This window comes from Streptomyces albidicamelliae (assembly GCF_025642175.1).
In the GTDB taxonomy this organism is placed as follows: Bacteria; Actinomycetota; Actinomycetes; order Streptomycetales; family Streptomycetaceae; genus Streptomyces; species Streptomyces albidocamelliae.
The window spans coordinates 6,375,023-6,395,074 of record NZ_CP106795.1; the positions used below are offsets into that span (position 1 = coordinate 6,375,023).

Consider the following 20,052-nt stretch of genomic DNA (forward strand, 5'->3'; position numbering starts at 1 on the left):
TGTGACGCCGGTCCGTGCCACGGCGAACGGCTGCCGGCAGCCATGACCTCGCCGGTGAACCAGCCGCAGGCGCCCGTCCGCGCCCGCCGGGCCGGCCGCCCGTCAGCGCGTCCGGACCCGCAGGAGCAGGGCGTAGTGGTCGGACGCGCCGGTACCGCGCACCGAGCAGCCGAGGCGGGGCAGGTCCGTGAACAGGTAGTCGATCTTGTGCCCCGAGACATGCGTGGGCCGGCCGGAGCGGGACGACGCGGACGCCTGATCGCACTCCCGCTGGGCCCCGTAGGGCCCGGCCGGCCAGACCCAGGAGTCGGGGTCGCGCGGCCCCGGCGGGTCGGTGTTGAGATCACCGCCGTACACCGTGCGCCGCGGCACCGCCGTCGCCAGGGCCGTCAACTGGTCGTCGCGCAGCTCCCAGTCCGGGTGGGCGCGGTCGTCCCCGGGCCGGCTGAGATGAGCGGTGCACACCCGGACGTCCCGGTCCGCGACCGTGGCGCAGAGGATGCCGCGCCGCAGCCCCACGGCGGGCTGCCGCGACGCCACCGGCGCGACGGCCGACAGCCGGTACGCCGACAGCAGCGCGACACCGGCGGCACCCTGCCCGGCTCCGGCGCAGCGCACCGTGGTCGTACGCCCCGTGACACCGCGCCAGGTGTAGGGCCGGAACTCGGTGTGCCAGGACGCGCCGAGGTCCGCGCGCACCCTGTCCAGATCACCGGCGCAGACCTCCTGCAGGAAGAACACCCGCGCGCCGGACCGGGAGGCCATCGCCACGAGCGCGTTCCGCTTGGCCGCGGGGCTCCCGGTGCTCCGGCAGTTCCACTGCTCGACACCGCACATGTTCCAGGTGGCCACGGTCAGGGTCCGTCCCGGCGCCGCGGACCGCGCCGGCCCGGACAGCCGGGTCGACGCCACCGCCGTCACGAGGCCCAGCAGCGCCGCCGCGACGGCCACCGGGCGCCACGGGAAGCCGCCGGAGCCGGCCGCCGACGCGGAACTGGTCCGAAACATCAGGACATCATGTCCGATCAGCTGATCATTGGCCAATCATCCGGTACGCCGCACCCGACCGACTTCGAAGCACAACCGAGAGTGGAGTCCGTACATGTCCAAATCCCCCGCGACAGGGCGGCAACTGCTCAACGGGATCGAAGCCTCCGGGACGTTCCCCGTCGAATACCGGTTCGCCCACGCCAAGAACGGCAACAGGCACCTGGTCGTCGTCTTCGCCAACTTCTCGGCGCCGGACGACTACGGCTGGTCCAACGGCGTCTTCGACAACGTCAGGGCGAACATCCTGTGGATCCGTGACCGGTTCCAGGGCATGAACAGCTACTACCTGTGCAAGGACATGGACTTCTCGCTGGAGCAGTCCGTCGCCACGCTCATCTTCAACGTCATGAAGGCGCTCTCCCTCACCCCCGACGACGTCACCATGTGGGGCGGCTCCAAGGGCGGCAGCGCGGCCCTCTACTTCGGGCTGCGGTACGGCTTCCGCAACATCGTCTCGATCGTCCCGCAGTTCCTCGTCGGCACGTACGTCGCCACCGTCCACCCCAAGGTCGCCGCGTTCATGCTGGGGGAGGGGGTGCCCGAGGAGAACGTGCGCGCCGTGGACGCGATCCTGCCCGAGCTGGTGCGGTCGGGAACCAACAGGGAGGCCAACATCTATCTGCTCTCCTCCCCGCAGGACGAGCAGTACACGGCCCAGGTGGAACCCTTCCTCGGCCTCTTCCAGGGCTACGAGAACTTCAACTTCATCTACAGCGAGTCGCCGTTCATCACCGACCACACCCAGGTCACCCGGCGCAACGTCCCCGCGCTCATGGGCATCGTCAACCTGCTGGCCGACGGGATGCCACCGCGCCTGGGCTTCGTGCGCAACGGCTACGAGGAGCCCGACCGCGACAAGTCCGGGATCAACGCCTACCTGTCCGGCACGTCGATGGTGAGGGACTCGCAGAGCTTCCCGCCGCCGACGGTGCTGAGCCCCGCCTTCAACGCCGAAGTCCCCATGACGGGCGCCGTGTTCACCGGCGTCGCGCCCGGCGCCGTCCGGGTGAGCCTGTGGGAGCACGGCAAGTTCCTCGGCTCGCCGCCCGTCGCCCCCGACGGCACGTGGTCCTGGGAGCTGAACCGCTCCTGGACCAAGGGCAAGCACCTCGTCAGACTCTTCGCGGTGAACGCCGAGGGCTTCCACTCCGAGCGGTCCGAGGTGCCGTTCACCGCGGTGGACGCACCGGCCGTCCCGTCCTTCGCCTCCGGCCAGGGGATGCCGGACGCCAGGGTGTCCACGGTCGGGCACAGCGAGGCGGCGCCCATGGTGCTCGCACCCGTCGCCCACGAGCAGGTGATGGACGCCCGCGTGGTCTTCAGCGGGGCCGCCCCGGGCGCCGCGCAGATCGGGTTCCGGGAGAACGGGGTGCTGCTGGGCGGCGCCGCGGTCGCCGCGAACGGCAGCTGGTCCTGGGACTCGGGCTGGCCGTGGAGCCCCGGCGTGCACATCGTCGACGTCTTCGCCGTGGACACCGCGGGCGGCGAATCGGCCGTGACCCAGGTGCCGTTCACCGTCATGGACGTCCCGGCCGGAGCGGGCGCGGTGCCCTACTACGGCGGCACCTACTGAGCGACGCGAAAGGGGGCCTCCGCCGCGGCGGAGGCCCCCTCTCAGGTACCGATCGGCGTTACGCCGGGACGCTCGCCACGCCCGGAGCCAGGAACTTCTTGCCGTTCACGCGCTCCGAGACACCCTCGCGGTCCAGGTACGGCGTGATGCCGCCCAGGTGGAAGGGCCAGCCGGCGCCCGTGATCAGGCACAGGTCGATGTCCTGGGCCTCGGCGACGACACCCTCGTCGAGCATGAGCCCGATCTCCTGCGCCACCGCGTCGAGCACCCGCGCCCGCACCTGCTCCTCGGTCAGCACGACGTCGCCCTGCTTCAGCAGCGCGGCGACCTCCGGGTCCAGCTCCGGCTTGCCGCTGTCGTAGACGTAGAAGCCGCGCTTGCCCGCCTTGACGACGGCCGCGAGGTTCGGCGAGACCGTGAAGCGCTCCGGGAAGGCCCGGTTGAGGGTCTCCGAGACGTGCAGACCGATCGCCGGTCCGACCAGCTCCAGCAGCACCAGCGGGGACATCGGCAGACCGAGCGGCTCGATGGCCTTCTCGGCGACCTCGACCGGGGTGCCCTCGTCGATGACGTTCTGGATCTCGCCCATGAAGCGGGTCAGGATGCGGTTCACGACGAACGCCGGGGCGTCCTTGGTGAGGACCGCGGTCTTCTTCAGCTTCTTGGCGACGGCGAACGCGGTCGCGAGCGACGCGTCGTCGGTCTGCTCGCCGCGGACGATCTCCAGCAGCGGCAGCACCGCGACCGGGTTGAAGAAGTGGAAGCCGACGACCCGCTCGGGGTTCTTCAGCTTCGACGCCATCTCCGACACCGACAGCGAGGAGGTGTTGGTGGCGAAGATCGCGTGCGCCGGGGCGACCGCCTCGACCTCCGCGAACACCTGCTGCTTGACGCCGATCTCCTCGAAGACGGCCTCGATGACGAAGTCGGCGTCGGAGAAGCCCGCGGCCTTGTCCAGGACACCGGTCACCAGCGCCTTGAGGCGGTTGGCCTTGTCCTGGTTGATCCGGCCCTTGCCGAGCAGCTTCTCGATCTCGGCGTGGACGTAACCCACACCCTTGTCGACGCGCTCCTGGTCGATGTCGGTCAGCACGACCGGCACCTCGAGACGGCGCAGGAAGAGCAGGGCGAGCTGGGAGGCCATCAGACCGGCGCCGACGACACCGACCTTGGTGACCGGGCGGGCCAGGTTCTTGTCCGGGGCGCCCGCGGGACGCTTGCCGCGCTTCTGCACCAGGTTGAACGCGTAGATGCCGGAGCGCAGTTCGCCACCCATGATCAGGTCGGCGAGGGCCTGGTCCTCGGCGTCGAAGCCCTGCTGCAGGTCGCCGTCCTTGGCGGCCGCGATGATGTCGAGGGCGCGGTAGGCGGCCGGGGCCGCGCCGTGCACCTTGGAGTCCGCGATGAAGCGGCCCTTGGCGACGGCCTCGTCCCAGCCCTCGCCGCGGTCGATCGCGGGACGCTCGACCTTGACGTCGCCCTTGAGCACCTGGGCGGTCCAGATCAGCGACTGCTCCAGGAAGTCGGCACCCTCGAAGAGGGCGTCGGCGATGCCCAGGTCGAAGACCTGCTTGCCCTTGAGCTGCCTGTTCTGGTTCAGGGAGTTCTCGATGATGACCGAGACGGCCTTCTCGGCACCGATCAGGTTCGGCAGCAGCGCGCAGCCGCCCCAGCCCGGGACGAGACCGAGGAAGACCTCGGGCAGCGAGAACGCCGGGATCGCCTTGGAGACGGTCCGGTAGGTGCAGTGCAGGCCGACCTCGACGCCGCCGCCCATGGCCGCGCCGTTGTAGTAGGCGAAGGTCGGGACCGCGAGGGACGCGAGGCGCTTGAAGACCTCGTGGCCGCCCTTGCCGATGGCCAGCGCGTCCTCGTGCCGCTTCAGCAGCTCGACGCCCTTGAGGTCGGCGCCCACGGCGAAGATGAACGGCTTGCCGGTGACACCGGCACCGACGATCGTGCCGTCGGCCGCCTCCTTCTCGACCTGGTCGATCGCGGCGTTGAGGTTCGCCAGCGACTGCGGACCGAAGGTGGTCGGCTTGGTGTGGTCCAGGCCGTTGTCCAGCGTGATCAGCGCGAACCGGCCGGCACCGAAGGGCAGGTCGAAGTGGCGGACGTGCGCCTGCGTGACGACCTCGTCCGGGAACAGCTCGGCCGCGCCCTTCAGGAGTTCAGCGGTGGTGCTCACTTGTCGCCTCCGTCGAAGTGCGGGTTCTCCCAGATGACCGTCGCGCCCATGCCGAAGCCGACGCACATGGTGGTCAGGCCGTAGCGGACCTGCGGCTGCTCCTCGAACTGGCGGGCCAGCTGCGTCATCAGACGGACGCCGGAGGAGGCGAGCGGGTGACCGAAGGCGATCGCGCCGCCGTACTGGTTGACGCGCTCGTCGTCGTCCGCGATGCCGTAGTGGTCGAGGAAGGCCAGCACCTGGACGGCGAAGGCCTCGTTGATCTCGAACAGGCCGATGTCGGAGATGGACAGGCCCGCCTGGGCGAGCGCCTTCTCCGTGGCCGGGATCGGGCCGTAGCCCATGACCTCGGGCTCCACACCCGCGAAGGAGTAGGAGACGAGGCGCATCTTGACGGGCAGGCCGTTCTCGCGGGCGAAGTCCTCGCTCGCGATGAGCGACGCGGTGGCGCCGTCGTTCAGACCGGCCGCGTTGCCGGCGGTGACCCGGCCGTGCACGCGGAACGGCGTCTTGAGACCCGAGAGGCTCTCCAGGGTCGTACCCGGGCGCATCGGCTCGTCGGCGGTGACGAGGCCCCAGCCGGTCTCGCCGCCGTCGGGGCTGGTCCGGCGCACCGAGATCGGCACGAGGTCCTGCTGGATCTTGCCGTTGGCGTACGCCTTGGCGGCCTTCTCCTGCGAGCGCACCGCGTACTCGTCGGCGCGCTGCTTGGTGATGTGCGGGTACCGGTCGTGCAGGTTCTCCGCCGTCATGCCCATGAACAGGGCCGACTCGTCGACCAGCTTCTCGCTGACGAACCGCGGGTTGGGGTCGACGCCCTCGCCCATCGGGTGGCGGCCCATGTGCTCGACACCGCCGGCGACGGCGACGTCGTACGCGCCGAACGCGACGGAACCGGCGACCGCGGTGACGGCGGTCAGGGCGCCGGCGCACATGCGGTCGATGGAGTAACCGGGTACGGACTGCGGCAGACCGGCGAGGATGCCGGCGGTGCGGCCGATGGTCAGGCCCTGGTCACCGATCTGCGTGGTCGCGGCGATGGCGACCTCGTCGATCTTCTTGGGGTCCAGGCCGGGGTTGCGGCGCAGCAGCTCCCGGATCGCCTTCACGACGAGGTCGTCGGCGCGGGTCTCGTGGTAGATGCCCTTCGGGCCCGCCTTGCCGAACGGGGTGCGGACGCCGTCGACGAAGACGACGTCCCTGACGGTACGAGGCACGATGGCTCTCCTCCAGGGTGCGGGATGGCACTGCTGCGTTGCGCTGAGCGCGCGCTCAGGACCCATGCTACTTATGAGTAACGTAGCTGCACAGTCCTGCCGGAGGGAGCGGCGAAGGTCACACCGGGGAGCCGGTGCCGAAAGGCGGCGGGGGACGGCCGTGCGCGAGGTCCGCGTACGCCGGTATGGCCTGATCTCGATGCGCCGGTGGCGCCGGCGGTGCGCCCCGCAGGGCGCGGAAAACCGCCGCGACCTGCCATGACGATCCCGCGGCCGCCGGGGGGGGGGCGGGTCCCGCGGTGGATCAGGCGTCGTTCGTCGCCAATGCGGCGACCAGCACCGGAGTCACCTGCTCCACCTGCCACGGACGGGCGCCGTAGCCCGCCAGCGCCGTCCGCACGGCCGGGGCGTCCGCGACGGCGGGCGGCTCCCAGCACAGCCGCCGGACCGTGTCCGGGGACACCAGGTTCTCCTGGGGCATGCCGAGCTCCTCGGCCAGTGCCGAGACCCCGGCCCGGGCGGCGGACAGCCGAGCGGCGGCGGCCGGGTCCTTGTCGGCCCACGCGCGCGGCGGCGGCGGGCCGGTCACCGGCTGGCCCGGCTGCGGCAGCGCGGTGTCGGGGAGGGCCTTGGCCCGGTCGACCGCGGCCTGCCACTGCTCCAGCTGCCGGCGGCCCATCCGGTGCCCGAACCCGTTCAGCGCGGACAGCGCGTGCACGCCGGAGGGCAGGGCGAGCGCCGCCTCCACGATCGCCGCGTCGCTGAGCACCTTGCCCGGCGACACGTCCCTGCGCTGCGCGATGCGGTCCCGGGTCTGCCACAGCTCCCGGACGACGCCCAGCTGCCTGCGCCGGCGCACCTTGTGCATCCCGGACGTCCGGCGCCAGGGGTCCTTGCGCGGCTCGGCGGGCGGCGCCGCCGCGATCGCGTCGAACTCCTGCAGGGCCCACTCCAGCTTGCCCTGCCGGTCCAGCTCCTTCTCCAGGGCGTCGCGCAGGTCGACGAGGAGCTCGACGTCCAGGGCGGCGTAGCGCAGCCAGGGCTCGGGCAGCGGCCGGGTCGACCAGTCGACGGCCGAGTGGCCCTTCTCCAGCACGTAGCCGAGGACGCCCTCGACCATGGCGCCGAGGCCGACGCGGGGGAAGCCGGCGAGCCGGCCGGCCAGCTCGGTGTCGAAGATCCGGGTCGGGACCATGCCTATCTCGCGCAGGCAGGGCAGGTCCTGGGTGGCCGCGTGCAGCACCCACTCCACGCCGGACAGCGCGGCGCCCAGGCCGGACAGGTCCGGGCAGGCGACCGGGTCGATCAGCGCGCTGCCGGCGCCCTCGCGGCGCAGCTGCACCAGATACGCGCGCTGGCCGTACCGGTAGCCGGAGGCGCGCTCGGCGTCCACGGCCACGGGGCCGGTGCCGGCGGCGAACGCGGCGACCACCTCGGCGAGGGCCGCCTCGTCGGCGATCACGGGCGGAATGCCCTCGCGGGGCTCGAGCAGCGGTGTCGGCGCCCCCACCGCAGAAGATCCGGCGTCTTCGGGAGGCGTGCCTCCGCTGGTGCGCAGGGAACTGTCTGCTGCGGTGTCTTGGGCGTCGGTCACCTGTCAAGGGTATCGGTGTGTGGAAGGCGCCCGTCGCCGGAACGTTCCGTCGACGGGCGCCCGAGGGTCGTAAACCAGTCAGGTCGGTGAAACTTCCGGTTCACACGAGGGAACCGGCGTTCCGCCGAGCGGGGCATGCGGTGGGGTCAGTGGATGATTCCGGTACGGAGGGCCACCGCCACCATGCCGGCGCGGTCGCCGGTGCCCAGCTTGCGGGCGATGCGGGCCAGGTGGCTCTTGACGGTGAGGGCGGACAGGCCCATGGAGACGCCGATGGCCTTGTTCGACTGGCCTTCGGCGACCAGCCGCAGCACCTCGACCTCGCGCCCGGACAGCTCCCGGTAGCCACCCGGGTGGCTCGGGGCACCCGGGGGACGGCGGTGCATGCGGGCGGCGCCGCCGAGGGGAGCGGCACCGGGACGGGCGGGGAGCCCGATGTTGGTGCGGGTGCCGGTGACGACGTAGCCCTTGACCCCTCCGGCCAGGGCGTTGCGGACCGCGCCGATGTCGTCGGCGGCGGAGAGGGCCAGGCCGTTGGGCCAGCCCGCGGCGCGGGTCTCGGACAGCAGGGTCAGGCCGGAGCCGTCGGGCAGGTGGACGTCGGCGACGCAGATGTCGCGCGGGTTGCCGATACGGGGACGGGCCTCCGCGACGGACGAGGCCTCGATGACGTCGCGCACCCCGAGGGCCCACAGATGGCGGGTGACGGTGGAACGGACGCGCGGGTCGGCCACGACCACCATGGCGGTCGGCTTGTTCGGGCGGTAGGCGACCAGGCTTGCGGGCTGCTCGAGGAGAACGGACACCAGGCCTCCTGGGTGGGGGGAAGGGGCCGGCTTTGGGGAGGAAGCCGGGACGAACCGTGCTTTCAAGGTCACAGTCGTCTTCGGCAGCAAACTCGTCCGCCTTTAGAGAATGATCACGATCTAGTGAGTAACAATCTGTGCAATTCGGACACGCGATCGATCATCCGAAGATCGAGTCGGTTCGAGCGGATGCGCTTCGAGTGCGGAAAGTGGCCGTATCGACAAAGAGAGGGTCAATAAGGCGTCCGTCGGAGTGATGTCGGCGGATCGGGGCGGTCAGGTCACCGCGACTGCGGGCCCCTGCGCTGCGGCAGGGTCACCACGGAGGCGTCACCGGGACCGGCCGGCGGCAGACCGCCGACCTGCGCCAGCAGATCGCACCAGGCGGCCAGGTGCGCGGCCGTGTCCGGCACTCCGCCCATGCCCTCGCGGGGTGTCCAGGACGCCCGGATCTCGATCTGCGAGGCGGCCGGCCGCTCGGCCAGGCCACCGAAGTAGTGCGAACTCGCACGCGTGATCGTGCCGCTCGGCTCGCCGTAGCCGAGTCCCCGCCCCTGGAGCGCGCCGGTCAGCCACGACCAGCACACCTCCGGCAGCAGCGGATCGGCCGCCATCTCCGCTTCCAGCTCCGCGCGCACCAGCGTCACCAGCCGGAACGTCCCCTGCCAGGCGTCGTGCCCGGCCGGGTCGTGCAGCAGCACCAGCCGCCCGTCGGCGAGCTCCTGCTCGCCGTCGACCACCACCGCCTCCAGCGCGTACGCGTGCGGGGCGAGCCGCTGCGGCGCGGGTGTCGGCTCCACCTCGACCTGCGAGCGCACCCGCGCGGCGCGCAGCGCGTCCACCGCGGCCCGGAACGCGGGCGGCAGTGCACCGCCCGCACGCCCCTGCGCGGTGTCCTTCGCGTCGTCCATTCCGTCAGCGCCGTCCGACAGTCGTCCCTGAGCCGCAGCCATGCGGGGAAGAGTAAGGGGAACAGGGCCCCTGCGCAGGGAGGGACACCCCCGAAGGGCAGGCGCACTTCTCCTTCCCGGGCCGTGGGAGACTTGCCGTCGTGAGTGCCAACGGAAGCCCTTCGGGCCAGCAGCCGACAGCGACGTACGACAGCGCCTTCCTCAAGGCGTGCAGGCGCGAAGCCGTACCGCACACCCCCGTGTGGTTCATGCGCCAGGCAGGCCGCTCGCTGCCCGAGTACCGCAAGGTGCGCGAGGGCGTTCCGATGCTCCAGTCCTGCATGATGCCCGAGCTGGTCACCGAGATCACGCTCCAGCCGGTGCGCCGCCACGACGTGGACGCGGCGATCTACTTCAGCGACATCGTCGTCCCGCTCAAGGCCATCGGCATCGACCTCGACATCAAGCCCGGTGTGGGCCCGGTCGTCGAGCAGCCGATCCGCACCCGCGCCGACCTGGCCCGGCTGCGCGACCTCACCCCCGAGGACGTCCCCTACGTCACCGAGGCGATCGGCCAGCTCACCCGCGAGCTGGGCGCCACCCCGCTGATCGGTTTCGCGGGCGCCCCGTTCACCCTCGCGAGCTACCTGGTCGAGGGCGGCCCGTCGCGCACGTACGAGAACGCCAAGGCGATGATGTACGGCGACCCGGAGCTCTGGGCCGACCTGCTCGACCGGCTCGCCGACATCACGGCCGCCTTCCTGAAGGTGCAGATCGAGGCCGGCGCGAGCGCGGTCCAGTTGTTCGACTCCTGGGTCGGCTCGCTGGCGCCGGCGGACTACCGCCGCTCGGTGATGCCCGCCTCCGCGAAGGTGTTCGACGCGGTCGCCGGGTACGGCGTCCCGCGCATCCACTTCGGTGTCGGCACCGGTGAGCTGCTGCGGCTCATGGGCGAGGCCGGCGCGGACGTCGTCGGTGTCGACTGGCGCGTCCCGATGGACGAGGCGGTGCGTCGCGTCGGCCCCGGCAAGGCGCTCCAGGGCAACCTCGACCCGACCGTCCTGTTCACCGACAAGGACACCGTCGAGGCCAAGGCCGGCGAGGTGCTCCGGGCGGCCGCCGGTCTGGAGGGCCACGTCTTCAACCTCGGCCACGGTGTCATGCCGAACACCGACCCGGACGCGCTGACCCGGCTGGTCGAGTACGTCCACACGCGCACCGCGCGCTGACTCACCAGGTGTAGTACGGCCGCGCCCGCCTGCCGAACAGCAGGCCGGGCGGCTCCGGCGGGGCGGGCGTGCCCGGCTTGAGCGGCCACGCCAGCAGCATGCCCACCACGAAGCCGACCACGTGGGCCGCGTACGCCACCGTCCCGGCCCCGGAGACGCCGTGCCCGGAGGAGTACACCGCCTGGAGCGCGAACCAGAAGCCCAGCACCATCCAGGCGGGCAGCCGGAGCGGCAGGAAGACCAGGAACGGCACGAGCACCCACACCCGGGCCCTCGGGTACAGCACCAGATAGGCCCCGAGCACGCCGGCCACGGCACCGGAGGCGCCGATCAGCGGGTCGCCCGAGGAGGCGTTGAGGAGCGCGAAGCCGTAACCGGCCGCGTAGCCGCAGACGACGTAGAAGAGGAAGTACCGGACGTGGCCCATCCGGTCCTCGACGTTGTTCCCGAAGATCAGCAGGAACAGCATGTTCCCCAGCAGATGCAGCCAGCCCCCGTGCAGGAACATCGCCGTGAGGACCGACAGCGCCGGTGACTTGTGGTACCCGGGCGGGCCGACGACGCAGCCCGGGCCGTGCGGGCCCACACCCACCTCGCCCGTGGGCACCAGCCGCGGCAGCTGATGGTGTATCAGCTCCTTCGGGACCGCCGCGTACTGGTCCATGAAGGCCTGGAGATGGCACAGCCGCACCAGTTCACCGTCGCCGGCCACGGAGCCGGCGAGGCCGGGCGTGCTGAGGAACACGAGCACGTTGGCGGCGATGAGCGCGTACGTCACCCAGGGGGTGCGGCGCACCGGATTCACGTCATGGACGGGGATGACCACACAGGAGTACTGCCCGCGACGGGGCCCGGTGAACGCCGGCGGGCGCGCGTGCGTATCCCTCCTCAACCGACGTGAGGATCAGGCGATGACGAACGCTCCGCAGGTTTCGGCCATGCACGCTCTGCCCGACGGCGAGGCAGAGCTGTCCTTGGTGGTACGCCTCCCCTGGGAGGACGTGGCGCGGCTCGGCCAGGAGGCGGGGCGGCTCGCCGTGCAGATGCAGCGGCCCGTGACGCTGGACGAGGCGGTGGGCCACCGCCTGCGCTCCACCCGCCCGTCCGCGTCCCACGCCAAGCCCTCCGCGGAGCAGCCCCCGGCCGTGACGTCGAACGCGGGGGTCACCTCGCTGCCGCGGATCAGCGGGACGGCGTAGGGGGGTCCGCGGCGACGGCCGCGCGCACCTTGGAGGTCGCCTTCCTCGCCGCCACCAGGACCGGGTCCCACACCGGTGAGAACGGGGGTGCGTAGCCCAGGTCCAGGGCCGTCATCCGTTCCACCGTCATCTGCGCGGTCAGCGCCACCGCGGCGATGTCCACGCGCTTGGCGGCCCCCTCCCGGCCGACGATCTGGACGCCGAGCAGCCGCCCCGTGCGGCGCTCGGCGAGCATCTTGACCGTCATGGGGGAGGCGCCCGGGTAGTAGCCGGCCCGGCTCGTCGACTCGATGGTGACCGTCTCGAACCGCAGGCCCACCCGGTGCGCGTCCTTCTCCCGCAGTCCGGTGCGGGCGATCTCCAGGTCGCAGACCTTGCTGACGGCCGTGCCGACCACACCCGGGAAGGTGGCGTATCCGCCGCCCGCGTTGGTGCCGATGACCTGGCCGTGCTTGTTGGCGTGGGTGCCGAGCGGGACGTACTGCTCCTGGCCGGACACCAGGTTCAGCACCTCCACGCAGTCGCCGCCCGCCCAGATGTCCTCGTGGCCGCGCACCCGCATCGCGAGGTCGGTGAGCAGGCCGCCGTGGGCGCCGAGGGGCAGACCCGCCGACCGGGCGAGGGCCGTCTCCGGACGGACGCCGATGCCGAGGATCACCAGGTCCGCCGGGTACTCGGCGTCCTCGGTGGCCACCGCGCGGACCCGGCCGTCCTCGCCGGTGAGCAGCTTGGTGACCTCGGCGTCGTTCACCATGGTGATGCCGAGGCCCTCCATGGCCCGGTGCACCAGGCGGCCCATGTCCGGGTCGAGCGTCGACATCGGCTCCCGGCCGCGGTTGACGACCGTCACCTCGAAACCGCGGTTGATCATCGCCTCGGCCATCTCCACGCCGATGTACCCGGCGCCCACGACCACCGCCCGGCGGCCGCGCGTGCGGGCCAGCGTGTCGAGCAGGGCCTGGCCGTCGTCCAGCGTCTGCACACCGTGCACCCCGAAGGCGTCCACACCGGGCAGGTCCGGGCGGACCGGGCGGGCACCGGTGGCGATCACCAGCTTGTCGTACGGCGTCCAGGACTCGGCGCCGGAGTCGACGTCACGCGCCCGCACCCGCCGCCCGGCCACGTCGATCCCGACGACCTCGGTGCGCAGCCGCAGATCGATGCCGCGCGCCCGGTGCTCCTCGGGCGCACGCGCGATCAACCGGTCGCGCTCGCCGACCTCGCCGCCCACCCAGTACGGGATGCCGCACGCCGAGTAGGAGGTGAAGTGGCCGCGCTCGAAGGCCACGATCTCCAGTTCGTCCGGGCCCCTCAGCCGGCGTGCCTGCGATGCCGCGGACATCCCCGCGGCATCGCCGCCGATCACGACCAGCCGTTCCGTCCCGCCCCGCGCAGCGCTCATGCTCATGGGAACACGCTACGGGGCGCGGGCATTTCAGTCCCGGTCCGCCTCCCGCGCGGTCTCCGGCGCCGGACGGGCCGAGGGCAGCGGGCCCACCGCGGTCGTCGCCGGCGCGTGCCCGGCACGGCGCGGCAGCCGGGGGCGTACGACCCGCAGCCACACCACCGCCAGCAGCGCCGCGAACCCCGCGAACGGCAGCGCGGCGCCGAGCGCGAGGACGATCCAGCGCAGGATGGTGACGAACACGTGCCAGCCGCCCGCCAGCGCGTCCACGATCCCGGGCGTGTCGTCGTGGGCGGCCTTCTTCACGGGTGTCTCGGACAGCGACAGGGTGATGGTGGCCAGATCGGTGCGGTCCTTCAGGGACGCCCGCCGGGCCAGCAGGGCCTCCAGATCCGCCTGCCGACTGCTCAGTTCGCCCTCCAGCGTGACCACGTCGCTCAGCTTCGCCGCCCGGTCCATCAGCGCCCGGATCCGGTTCACACTGGCCCGCTGCGACCTGATCCGGCTCTCCACGTCCACGACCCGGTCGGTGACGTCCACCGCCTTCGCCGTGCGGTCGACGAGCCGGCCCGTGCCCTGCAGCGAGGTCAGGACCTCGTCGTACTTCTCGGTGGGCACGCGCAGCACGACCCGCGTGTTCTCGTGGCCGTCGGCGTCCCGGGTCGTGCTCTCGTCGCCGACGAAGCCGCCCACGCCCTCGGCCGCCGACCGGGCCGCGGACAGGGCCTTCGGCACGTCCTTCACCTCGACGGTGAGGGACGCGGTGCGGATGATCGCGCTCGGGGCCAGGTCGGCCGTCCTGGGCGCGGCCTTCCCCTTGTCGGCCGTGGCGCCGGCGCCGCTGTCCTGGCGGGCCTCGGCGCCCGCGGCGGACTTCGCGTCCCCGGCCGAGTCGCTCGCGCCGCTGCACCCGGCGAGCGCCAGGGACGCGGCGAGCAGGACCCCGGCGAGGGCCCGGACGGAGCGCGCGGACCGTGCGGATCCGGTGGATCGTTGCGTGTGCATGGGCGGCAACCCCCGATGGCTGGGACTCATTGGGACCGTGACGCTTCTTCGACGGCGGGGGCGCCCGGAACGTTGGGGCCCGCCGGTCCCGAAGCGGTCACGGTCCGGACTCGGCCCGGACACCGGGCCGGTGCGGCGGGGCGCCCCGGGCCCCGGCGGGCCTGCCGAGGCGGTCTGAGAGAGTGGGGACATGAGCACAACGGGTACGCGAGCGGGGCACGTCGTCGTCATCGGGGCCGGTATCGCCGGGCTGGCCGCGGCCCACCGGCTGCTCGGGCGGGGCGCGCGCGTGACCGTGCTGGAGGCCGCCGACCGGGTCGGCGGCAAGCTGCTGGCCGGCGAGATCGCGGGCGCCCGGGTCGACCTGGGCGCCGAGTCGATGCTCGCCCGCCGGCCCGAGGCCGTCACCCTGGCCCGCGAGGTGGGTCTCGCCGAGCGGCTGCGGACCCCGGCCACCGCGACCGCCTCGATCTGGACCCGCGGCGCCCTGCGCCCCATGCCCAAGGGCCATGTGATGGGCGTGCCCGGCACCGCCGCCGCCCTCTCCGGCGTCCTGTCCGACGAGGGCCTGGCCCGCATCGAACGGGACGCGGACCTGCCCCGCACCGAGGTCGGCGACGACGTGGCCGTGGGGGAGTACGTGGCGGCCCGGCTCGGCCGCGAGGTCGTCGACCGGCTGGTGGACCCCCTGCTCGGCGGGGTCTACGCGGGCGACGCCTACCGCATCTCGCTGCGCTCCGCGGTCCCGCAGCTCTACCGGGCGGCCCTCACCCACGACTCCTTGACGGAGGCGGTCCGCGAGATCCAGGCGACGGCGGCCGCCGCCCCGCAGACCGGCCCGGTGTTCATGGGCATCGAGGGCGGCGTGGGCACCCTGCCGCTGTCGGTGGCCGCGTCGGTGCGGGCCCGCGGGGGCGAGATCCGCACCGGGACGCGGGTGCGGGAGCTGCGCCGGACGGGCACCGCGGACCGCCCGGACGCCGGCTGGCGCGTCCTGGCCGGCGACCGGGAACTGCACGCGGACGCCGTCGTCCTCGCCGTCCCCGCCCCCGCCGCCGCCGGCCTGCTGCGCGCCGAGTCCCCGGCGGCCGCCGCCGAACTCGCCGCCGTCGAGTACGCCTCGATGGCCCTGGTCACCCTCGCCTACCGGCGCGCCGGCCTGCGGCTGCCCGAGGGCAGCGGCTTCCTGGTGCCGCCGGTCGACGGCCGCACCATCAAGGCGTCGACCTTCGCCTCCCAGAAGTGGGGGTGGATCGCCGAGGAGGACCCCGACGTGGTCGTGGTCCGCACCTCCGTCGGCCGCCACGGCGAGACGGCGGTCCTCGGGCGGGACGACGCCGGCCTCGTGGAGATCTCCCGGCACGACCTGCGCGAGGCCACCGGCCTGGACGCGGTGCCCGTGGCGACGCGCGTCACCCGCTGGACCGACGGCCTGCCCCAGTACCCCGTCGGGCACCACGCGCGCGTGGCCCGCATCCGCGCGCACGTGGCCGCGCTGCCGGCCCTCGCGGTGTGCGGCGCGCAGTACGACGGCGTCGGCATCCCCGCCTGCATCGCGAGCGCGAACGCGGCGGTGGACCAGCTCGACGGCGACCTGCGCGCGGTCCGCGAGCTGACGGCCAACCCGGTGCAGAGCCTGCACGGCGGCGCGGGACAATAGGGACCATGAGTGACGACGCCTCCACCACCGAGTCCGGCAGGATCCCGAACAAGGGCAAGCTGGCCAAGGACCTCAACGAGGTCATCCGCTACACCCTCTGGTCGGTCTTCAAGCTGAAGGACGTGCTGCCCGAGGACCGCGCGGGATACGCGGACGAGGTCCAGGAGCTGTTCGACCAGCTCGCCGCCAAGGACGTGACGATCCGCGGCACCTACGACGTCTCCGGTCTGCGCGCCGACGCCGACCTCATGATCTGGTGGCACGCCGAGACCAGCGACCAGCTCCAGGAGGCGTACAACCTCTTCCGGCGCACCAGGCTGGGCCGCGCGCTGGAGCCGGTCTGGTCGAACATGGCGCTGCACCGCCCCGCCGAGTTCAACCGCTCGCACATCCCGGCGTTCCTCGCCGACGAGACGCCCCGCAACTACGTGAGCGTCTACCCCTTCGTGCGCTCCTACGACTGGTACCTGCTCCCCGACGAGGACCGCCGCCGCATGCTCGCCGACCACGGCAAGATGGCCCGCGGCTACCCGGACGTGCGCGCCAACACGGTCGCCTCGTTCTCCCTCGGCGACTACGAGTGGGTGCTGGCCTTCGAGGCCGACGAGCTGTACCGCATCGTCGACCTCATGCGTCACCTGCGCGGCTCCGAGGCCCGCAGGCACGTCCGCGAGGAGGTGCCCTTCTACACCGGCCGCCGCAAGTCGGTGGCGGAGCTGGTCGCCGGCCTGGCCTGAGTCAGCGCCGGCCGCTGCTGCCCTTGACGCCGTCCCGCCGGACCTCCACGGCGGTCCGTCCGACGGAGGCGTCCGGCTTCGGTTCCTGGCGCGGCGCGCAGGACGCGTGCCGCGCCGGGAGGCGCCCCTCCAGCAGGTAGGCGTCGAAGTAGGCGTTGACGCAGCGGTTCGGGCCGCCGGCGACGCCGTGCGTGCCCGCGTCCCGCTCGGTCACCAGCACCGAGCCGGCCAGCCGCCGCTGCATCTCCACGGAACCCGAGTAGGGCGCGGCCGCGTCCCTCTCGGCCGCCAGGATCAGCACCGGCGGCAGCTCACCCGGGCCGGTGCGCACGTCGACCGGCTGCCGGCGGGGTGCCTGCCAGTAGGCGCACGGCAGGTTCAGCCAGGCGTTGTCCCAGGTCTCGAAGGGCGCGACCCGGGCGAGCCGGGTGTTGTCGCGGTCCCACACGGCGAAGTCCGTGGGCCAGGGCGCGTCGTTGCACTCCACGGCCGTGTACACCGCGCTGCTGTTCTCCGCCTCCGCGGCCGTCTCCGCCATCGGGGCCGCCAGCCGGACCAGCGGCTGCGGATCCCCGTGCAGGTACGCCGACAGGGCCGCGGCCCGGCTCGGCCAGAAGTCGTCGTAGTACCCGGCCGCCAGGAACGCGTTCTGCAGCTGGCCCGGCCCGACCTTGCCGCCCGCCGCCTTCCCGGCCAGCCGCTCCCGCGCGGTGTCGTAACCGCGCTGCACCTTCGCGGGCGTGTTCCCGAGCCGGTAGGCGTCGTCGTGGCGGGCGATCCACTCGCGGAAGTCCGTCCAGCGCTCCTCGAACGCGGCCGACTGGTCCAGGTTGCTGCGGTACCAGATCTTCGCCGGGTCCGGGTCGACCGCCGAGTCCAGCACCATCCGCCGCACGTGCGAGGGGAACATCGACGCGTACAGCGCGCCGAAGTAGGTGCCGTACGACGCGCCCATGAACGTCAGCCGGTCCTCGCCCAGCGCGGCCCGCAGGACGTCGAGGTCACGGGCGTTGTTGAGGGAGGTGTAGTGGCGCAGCCCGCTGCCCGACCGCTGGGCGCACCCGCGCGCGTACGCCTTCGCCGCCGCGACGCGTTCGCGCTTGTACGCCTCCGACGGATGCGTCGGCGACGCGGTGGGCGCCTTGAAGTACCGCCGGGGGTCCTCGCAGGACAGCGGCGCGGAACGGCCGACGCCGCGCGGCGCGTAGCCGACCAGGTCGTACGCGGCGGCGATCCGCTTCCACTCCGGGACCATGCCGATCAGCGGGAAGTACATGCCGGAGGCGCCGGGACCGCCCGGGTTGTACACGAGGACACCCTGCCGGGGGACCTTCCGCTTGCTGTTGTGGGGGTCCTTCTGCGAGGCCCGCATCCGGCTGACGGTGAGCCTGATCTGCTTGCCGTCCGGGTGGGCGTAGTCCAGCGGGACGCTCACCGTGCCGCAGCGCAGGCCGCCGGGCGCCTCCGGGACGTCGGCGGCGGAGCACGCGCCGAAGTCGACACCGGCCGCCCGGGCGCGCGCCGCGGCCACGGCGGTGCCGCGCAGTTCGGCCGCGCCGGAGGCGTCGGGCGCCCCGGGAGCGGCGGGCGCGCCGCCCGCGGGGGCCGCGGCCAGCCCGGCCAGCAGCAAGGACCCGGCGGCCGAGTACAGGGCGGCAGCTCTCATCGCGTTTCCCTCCGGTGCGCGGCGGCGATGGCACGGCTGCCACGGCCCGGCGACACCAACAAGGGATGTTTCGGGCGGCCGTCGGTGAAGGCAAGCACCACCCGGCCGGTGTCGGCGTCAATGCCCCCTGTGCGCCCCCGAGGGTGCCCTCACTCCCGCCAGGGCTGGTCGCGATGGGCGAAGGCCGCGCGCAGTTCCGGCTCGCCGATCGCGCGGATGCCGCGCACGGCGACCGAGGTGAGGAACGACCGCTCGTCGCCGGCCGGACCCCGGGTGAGCGCGCCCAGCAGCCGCTGACCGGCCGGGGAGGCCCAGCGCGAGTACGGGTGCACCTCGAACCGGGCGATGGCGAGACAGCTCAGCGACAGCGTCAGGGGCAGCGCGAACCACAGGGCGACCAGCAGCCGGGGCGTCCCCGTCTGGACGGGCAGCGCCAGCGCGGCCGCGCCCAGCACGACGACGGTCAGCGCGGCGGCCCGCACCTGGCGCACGGCCGCGCCCACGGTCGCACCCGAGCCGTCGGGCACCGCGAGACCCGCGCGCACCAGTCCGTCCGCCAGCCGGCGCACGGACTCGGCACCGGCCGCGCGGGCCCGCACCGGGGCGATCCGGGACTGACCCTCGGGGCCTATCGCCCCTATGACGGACCGTTCCATCTCGTCACGGCCCCGCGGGTCGACCACTGTCGCCCAGCCCGTGTGCGCGAGCAGCAGCCGCCGCTGCCGGGCCATCGAGACCAGGGTGACGTCGGCGACCCGGGCCGGGCCGCCGGACAGGAAGGCCGCCTCGTACAGCGTCAGCGCGTGCGCCCCGTCCGGTGCGGTGCCGCCCGCGTCCGAGGCCGCCGCGCGGACCGCCGCCAGGCACAGCCGGGTGCACGCGAGGCCGGCGAACGCCCAGGCCAGAAGGAGAAGAAGGACCCAGAACATGACGTGTTTGTATGCCAGGGGCCCGTGCGAACGCCATGCCCTGTTCAGTATTCGAACTCCGAGCGTTGCGGGTACGTGACGTTCCGTTTCCCGCGCAGGTCAGGGGCTGCTCGTCGGCGGTGCGCCGGTGACCGAGGGCGGGGGCGTCACCGGGACGGCGGCGCCCGGCGCGACGGCCGGGGGCGGGGGGACCGGGGGCGCGGAGGCGGCGAGATCCCGGGACAGCGCGGCGAAGTCGACGTACCCCGTCGCCTCCAGGATCTTGATGTGGTCGAGGACGGTGGCGTTGGCGTCGTCGGCGAGGTCGCGCACCAGGGAGTTCTGGGTGCCCGCCCGCACCTGGGCGACCAGCGAGAACACCCGGCCGTGCGCCAGGCGCAGGATGCCCGCGAACCGGCGGTCGAAGTCCTGCCCGCGGGCCGCGCCCAGGGTGGCCAGCCACTGCTTCTGCTGCTCGTTCGGCTCGTTGGGCAGCGGGATGCCGAGCTGGGTGGCGACGGTCCGCACATGGGCGTCGAGGGAGCTGTGGCCGTCGACGAGGTGCGTTCCGGCGGTGCGGACGGCCGGGCTGGTCCCCTCGCGCTCCGCCAGTTCGCCGGCGGGCAGCTCCCACAGGCCGGCGAGCCGGACCTTGGTGATGAAGTCCCGGTCCTGCTCGGACAGCGGGCCGAACGGGGTGGTGACGGTCCGTGCGCTCAGCACGCCCGCGGAGGCGGTGTCCGGCCGGTCGGCGTACGACCAGAGCGGGACGAGCAGCGCCACGACCGTCGCCGCCAGGCCCGTGATGATGAGCCCGGTACCGCTGAATATGCCTCGGCCCTCGAGCGGGGGTCGCGGTCGCATGGCGCCTCCTGATACGGCACCGCACACCAGGGGTGCTTGAGGGTGGGTGGGTGCGGCTTGG

17 protein-coding genes are annotated in these 20,052 nt (G+C 73.0%); 5 read left to right on the top strand and 12 right to left on the bottom strand.

Features of this window, described 5'->3' with window-relative positions; genetic code table 11:
• Positions 1-102: 102 nt before the first annotated feature.
• Positions 103-1,008, bottom strand: a complete 906-nt coding sequence (locus N8I86_RS28850; protein ID WP_317633653.1) for an endonuclease/exonuclease/phosphatase family protein — start codon at positions 1,006-1,008, stop codon at positions 103-105.
• Between the two features lie 94 nt (positions 1,009-1,102).
• Between N8I86_RS28850 and N8I86_RS28855 the strand changes: the two genes are divergently transcribed.
• Positions 1,103-2,623 (top strand): hypothetical protein, encoded by a 1,521-nt coding sequence (locus N8I86_RS28855; protein WP_263279040.1) that lies wholly within the window; start codon positions 1,103-1,105, stop codon positions 2,621-2,623.
• Positions 2,624-2,681: 58 nt separating this feature from the next.
• On the opposite strand, the gene N8I86_RS28860 is transcribed toward N8I86_RS28855, so the two are convergent.
• The 5 genes from N8I86_RS28860 to N8I86_RS28880 form a co-directional block, all read right to left on the bottom strand.
• Positions 2,682-4,811 (bottom strand): 3-hydroxyacyl-CoA dehydrogenase NAD-binding domain-containing protein, encoded by a 2,130-nt coding sequence (locus N8I86_RS28860; RefSeq protein ID WP_073897455.1) that lies wholly within the window; start codon positions 4,809-4,811, stop codon positions 2,682-2,684.
• Positions 4,808-6,028 carry a thiolase family protein gene (locus N8I86_RS28865; protein ID WP_073897453.1) on the bottom strand — a complete coding sequence of 407 codons (1,221 nt, stop codon included), beginning with the start codon at positions 6,026-6,028 and terminating at the stop codon, positions 4,808-4,810. The genes N8I86_RS28860 and N8I86_RS28865 overlap by 4 nt, the downstream gene beginning before the upstream one ends.
• A 304-nt stretch (positions 6,029-6,332) precedes the next feature.
• Positions 6,333-7,622 (bottom strand): ribonuclease D, encoded by a 1,290-nt coding sequence (locus N8I86_RS28870; protein WP_263279041.1) that lies wholly within the window; start codon positions 7,620-7,622, stop codon positions 6,333-6,335.
• A gap of 146 nt (positions 7,623-7,768) precedes the next feature.
• Positions 7,769-8,428, bottom strand: coding sequence for a response regulator transcription factor (locus N8I86_RS28875; protein WP_073897449.1), 660 nt, complete (start codon positions 8,426-8,428; stop codon positions 7,769-7,771).
• 281 nt (positions 8,429-8,709) lie between these two features.
• On the bottom strand, positions 8,710-9,381 hold the full coding sequence (locus tag N8I86_RS28880) for a DUF3000 domain-containing protein (protein ID WP_263279042.1): 672 nt from the start codon (positions 9,379-9,381) through the stop codon (positions 8,710-8,712).
• Positions 9,382-9,479: 98 nt separating this feature from the next.
• On the opposite strand from N8I86_RS28880, the gene hemE reads away from it, so the two are divergent.
• Positions 9,480-10,547, top strand: coding sequence for a uroporphyrinogen decarboxylase (hemE, locus tag N8I86_RS28885; protein WP_073897444.1), 1,068 nt, complete (start codon positions 9,480-9,482; stop codon positions 10,545-10,547).
• Between the two features lies 1 nt (position 10,548).
• Here the strand turns inward: hemE and N8I86_RS28890 are convergent, their stop codons facing one another.
• The gene (locus N8I86_RS28890; protein WP_073897442.1) at positions 10,549-11,373 is read right to left on the bottom strand and encodes a rhomboid family intramembrane serine protease; all 825 of its coding nucleotides are present in this window, start codon (positions 11,371-11,373) and stop codon (positions 10,549-10,551) included.
• Positions 11,374-11,458: 85 nt separating this feature from the next.
• Between N8I86_RS28890 and N8I86_RS28895 the strand changes: the two genes are divergently transcribed.
• The gene (locus N8I86_RS28895; RefSeq protein WP_073897440.1) at positions 11,459-11,746 is read left to right on the top strand and encodes a hypothetical protein; all 288 of its coding nucleotides are present in this window, start codon (positions 11,459-11,461) and stop codon (positions 11,744-11,746) included.
• On the opposite strand, the gene N8I86_RS28900 is transcribed toward N8I86_RS28895, so the two are convergent.
• Together N8I86_RS28900 and N8I86_RS28905 are read right to left on the bottom strand one after the other, a co-directional pair.
• Positions 11,730-13,154: an FAD-dependent oxidoreductase gene (locus N8I86_RS28900; RefSeq protein WP_263279043.1), complete on the bottom strand. Its 1,425-nt coding sequence runs from the start codon at positions 13,152-13,154 to the stop codon at positions 11,730-11,732. The genes N8I86_RS28895 and N8I86_RS28900 overlap by 17 nt on opposite strands.
• A gap of 27 nt (positions 13,155-13,181) precedes the next feature.
• Complete coding sequence (locus tag N8I86_RS28905) at positions 13,182-14,156, bottom strand: DUF4349 domain-containing protein (RefSeq protein WP_263279044.1); 975 nt, start codon at positions 14,154-14,156, stop codon at positions 13,182-13,184.
• Between the two features lie 190 nt (positions 14,157-14,346).
• Here N8I86_RS28905 and hemG point away from each other — a divergent pair, with 190 nt between their 5' ends.
• A complete protein-coding gene (gene hemG, locus N8I86_RS28910) occupies positions 14,347-15,816 on the top strand; it encodes a protoporphyrinogen oxidase (protein ID WP_263279045.1) in 1,470 nt (489 codons plus the stop codon).
• A gap of 5 nt (positions 15,817-15,821) precedes the next feature.
• Positions 15,822-16,553: a hydrogen peroxide-dependent heme synthase gene (gene hemQ / locus N8I86_RS28915; protein ID WP_073897431.1), complete on the top strand. Its 732-nt coding sequence runs from the start codon at positions 15,822-15,824 to the stop codon at positions 16,551-16,553.
• A gap of 1 nt (position 16,554) precedes the next feature.
• Here the strand turns inward: hemQ and N8I86_RS28920 are convergent, their stop codons facing one another.
• The 3 genes from N8I86_RS28920 to N8I86_RS28930 form a co-directional block, all read right to left on the bottom strand.
• Complete coding sequence (locus N8I86_RS28920; protein ID WP_263279046.1) at positions 16,555-18,219, bottom strand: alpha/beta hydrolase; 1,665 nt, start codon at positions 18,217-18,219, stop codon at positions 16,555-16,557.
• A gap of 149 nt (positions 18,220-18,368) precedes the next feature.
• On the bottom strand, positions 18,369-19,148 hold the full coding sequence (locus N8I86_RS28925) for a TIGR04222 domain-containing membrane protein (protein WP_263279047.1): 780 nt from the start codon (positions 19,146-19,148) through the stop codon (positions 18,369-18,371).
• 99 nt (positions 19,149-19,247) lie between these two features.
• Complete coding sequence (locus tag N8I86_RS28930; protein ID WP_263279048.1) at positions 19,248-19,991, bottom strand: DUF4142 domain-containing protein; 744 nt, start codon at positions 19,989-19,991, stop codon at positions 19,248-19,250.
• Between the last annotated feature and the right edge of the window lie 61 nt (positions 19,992-20,052).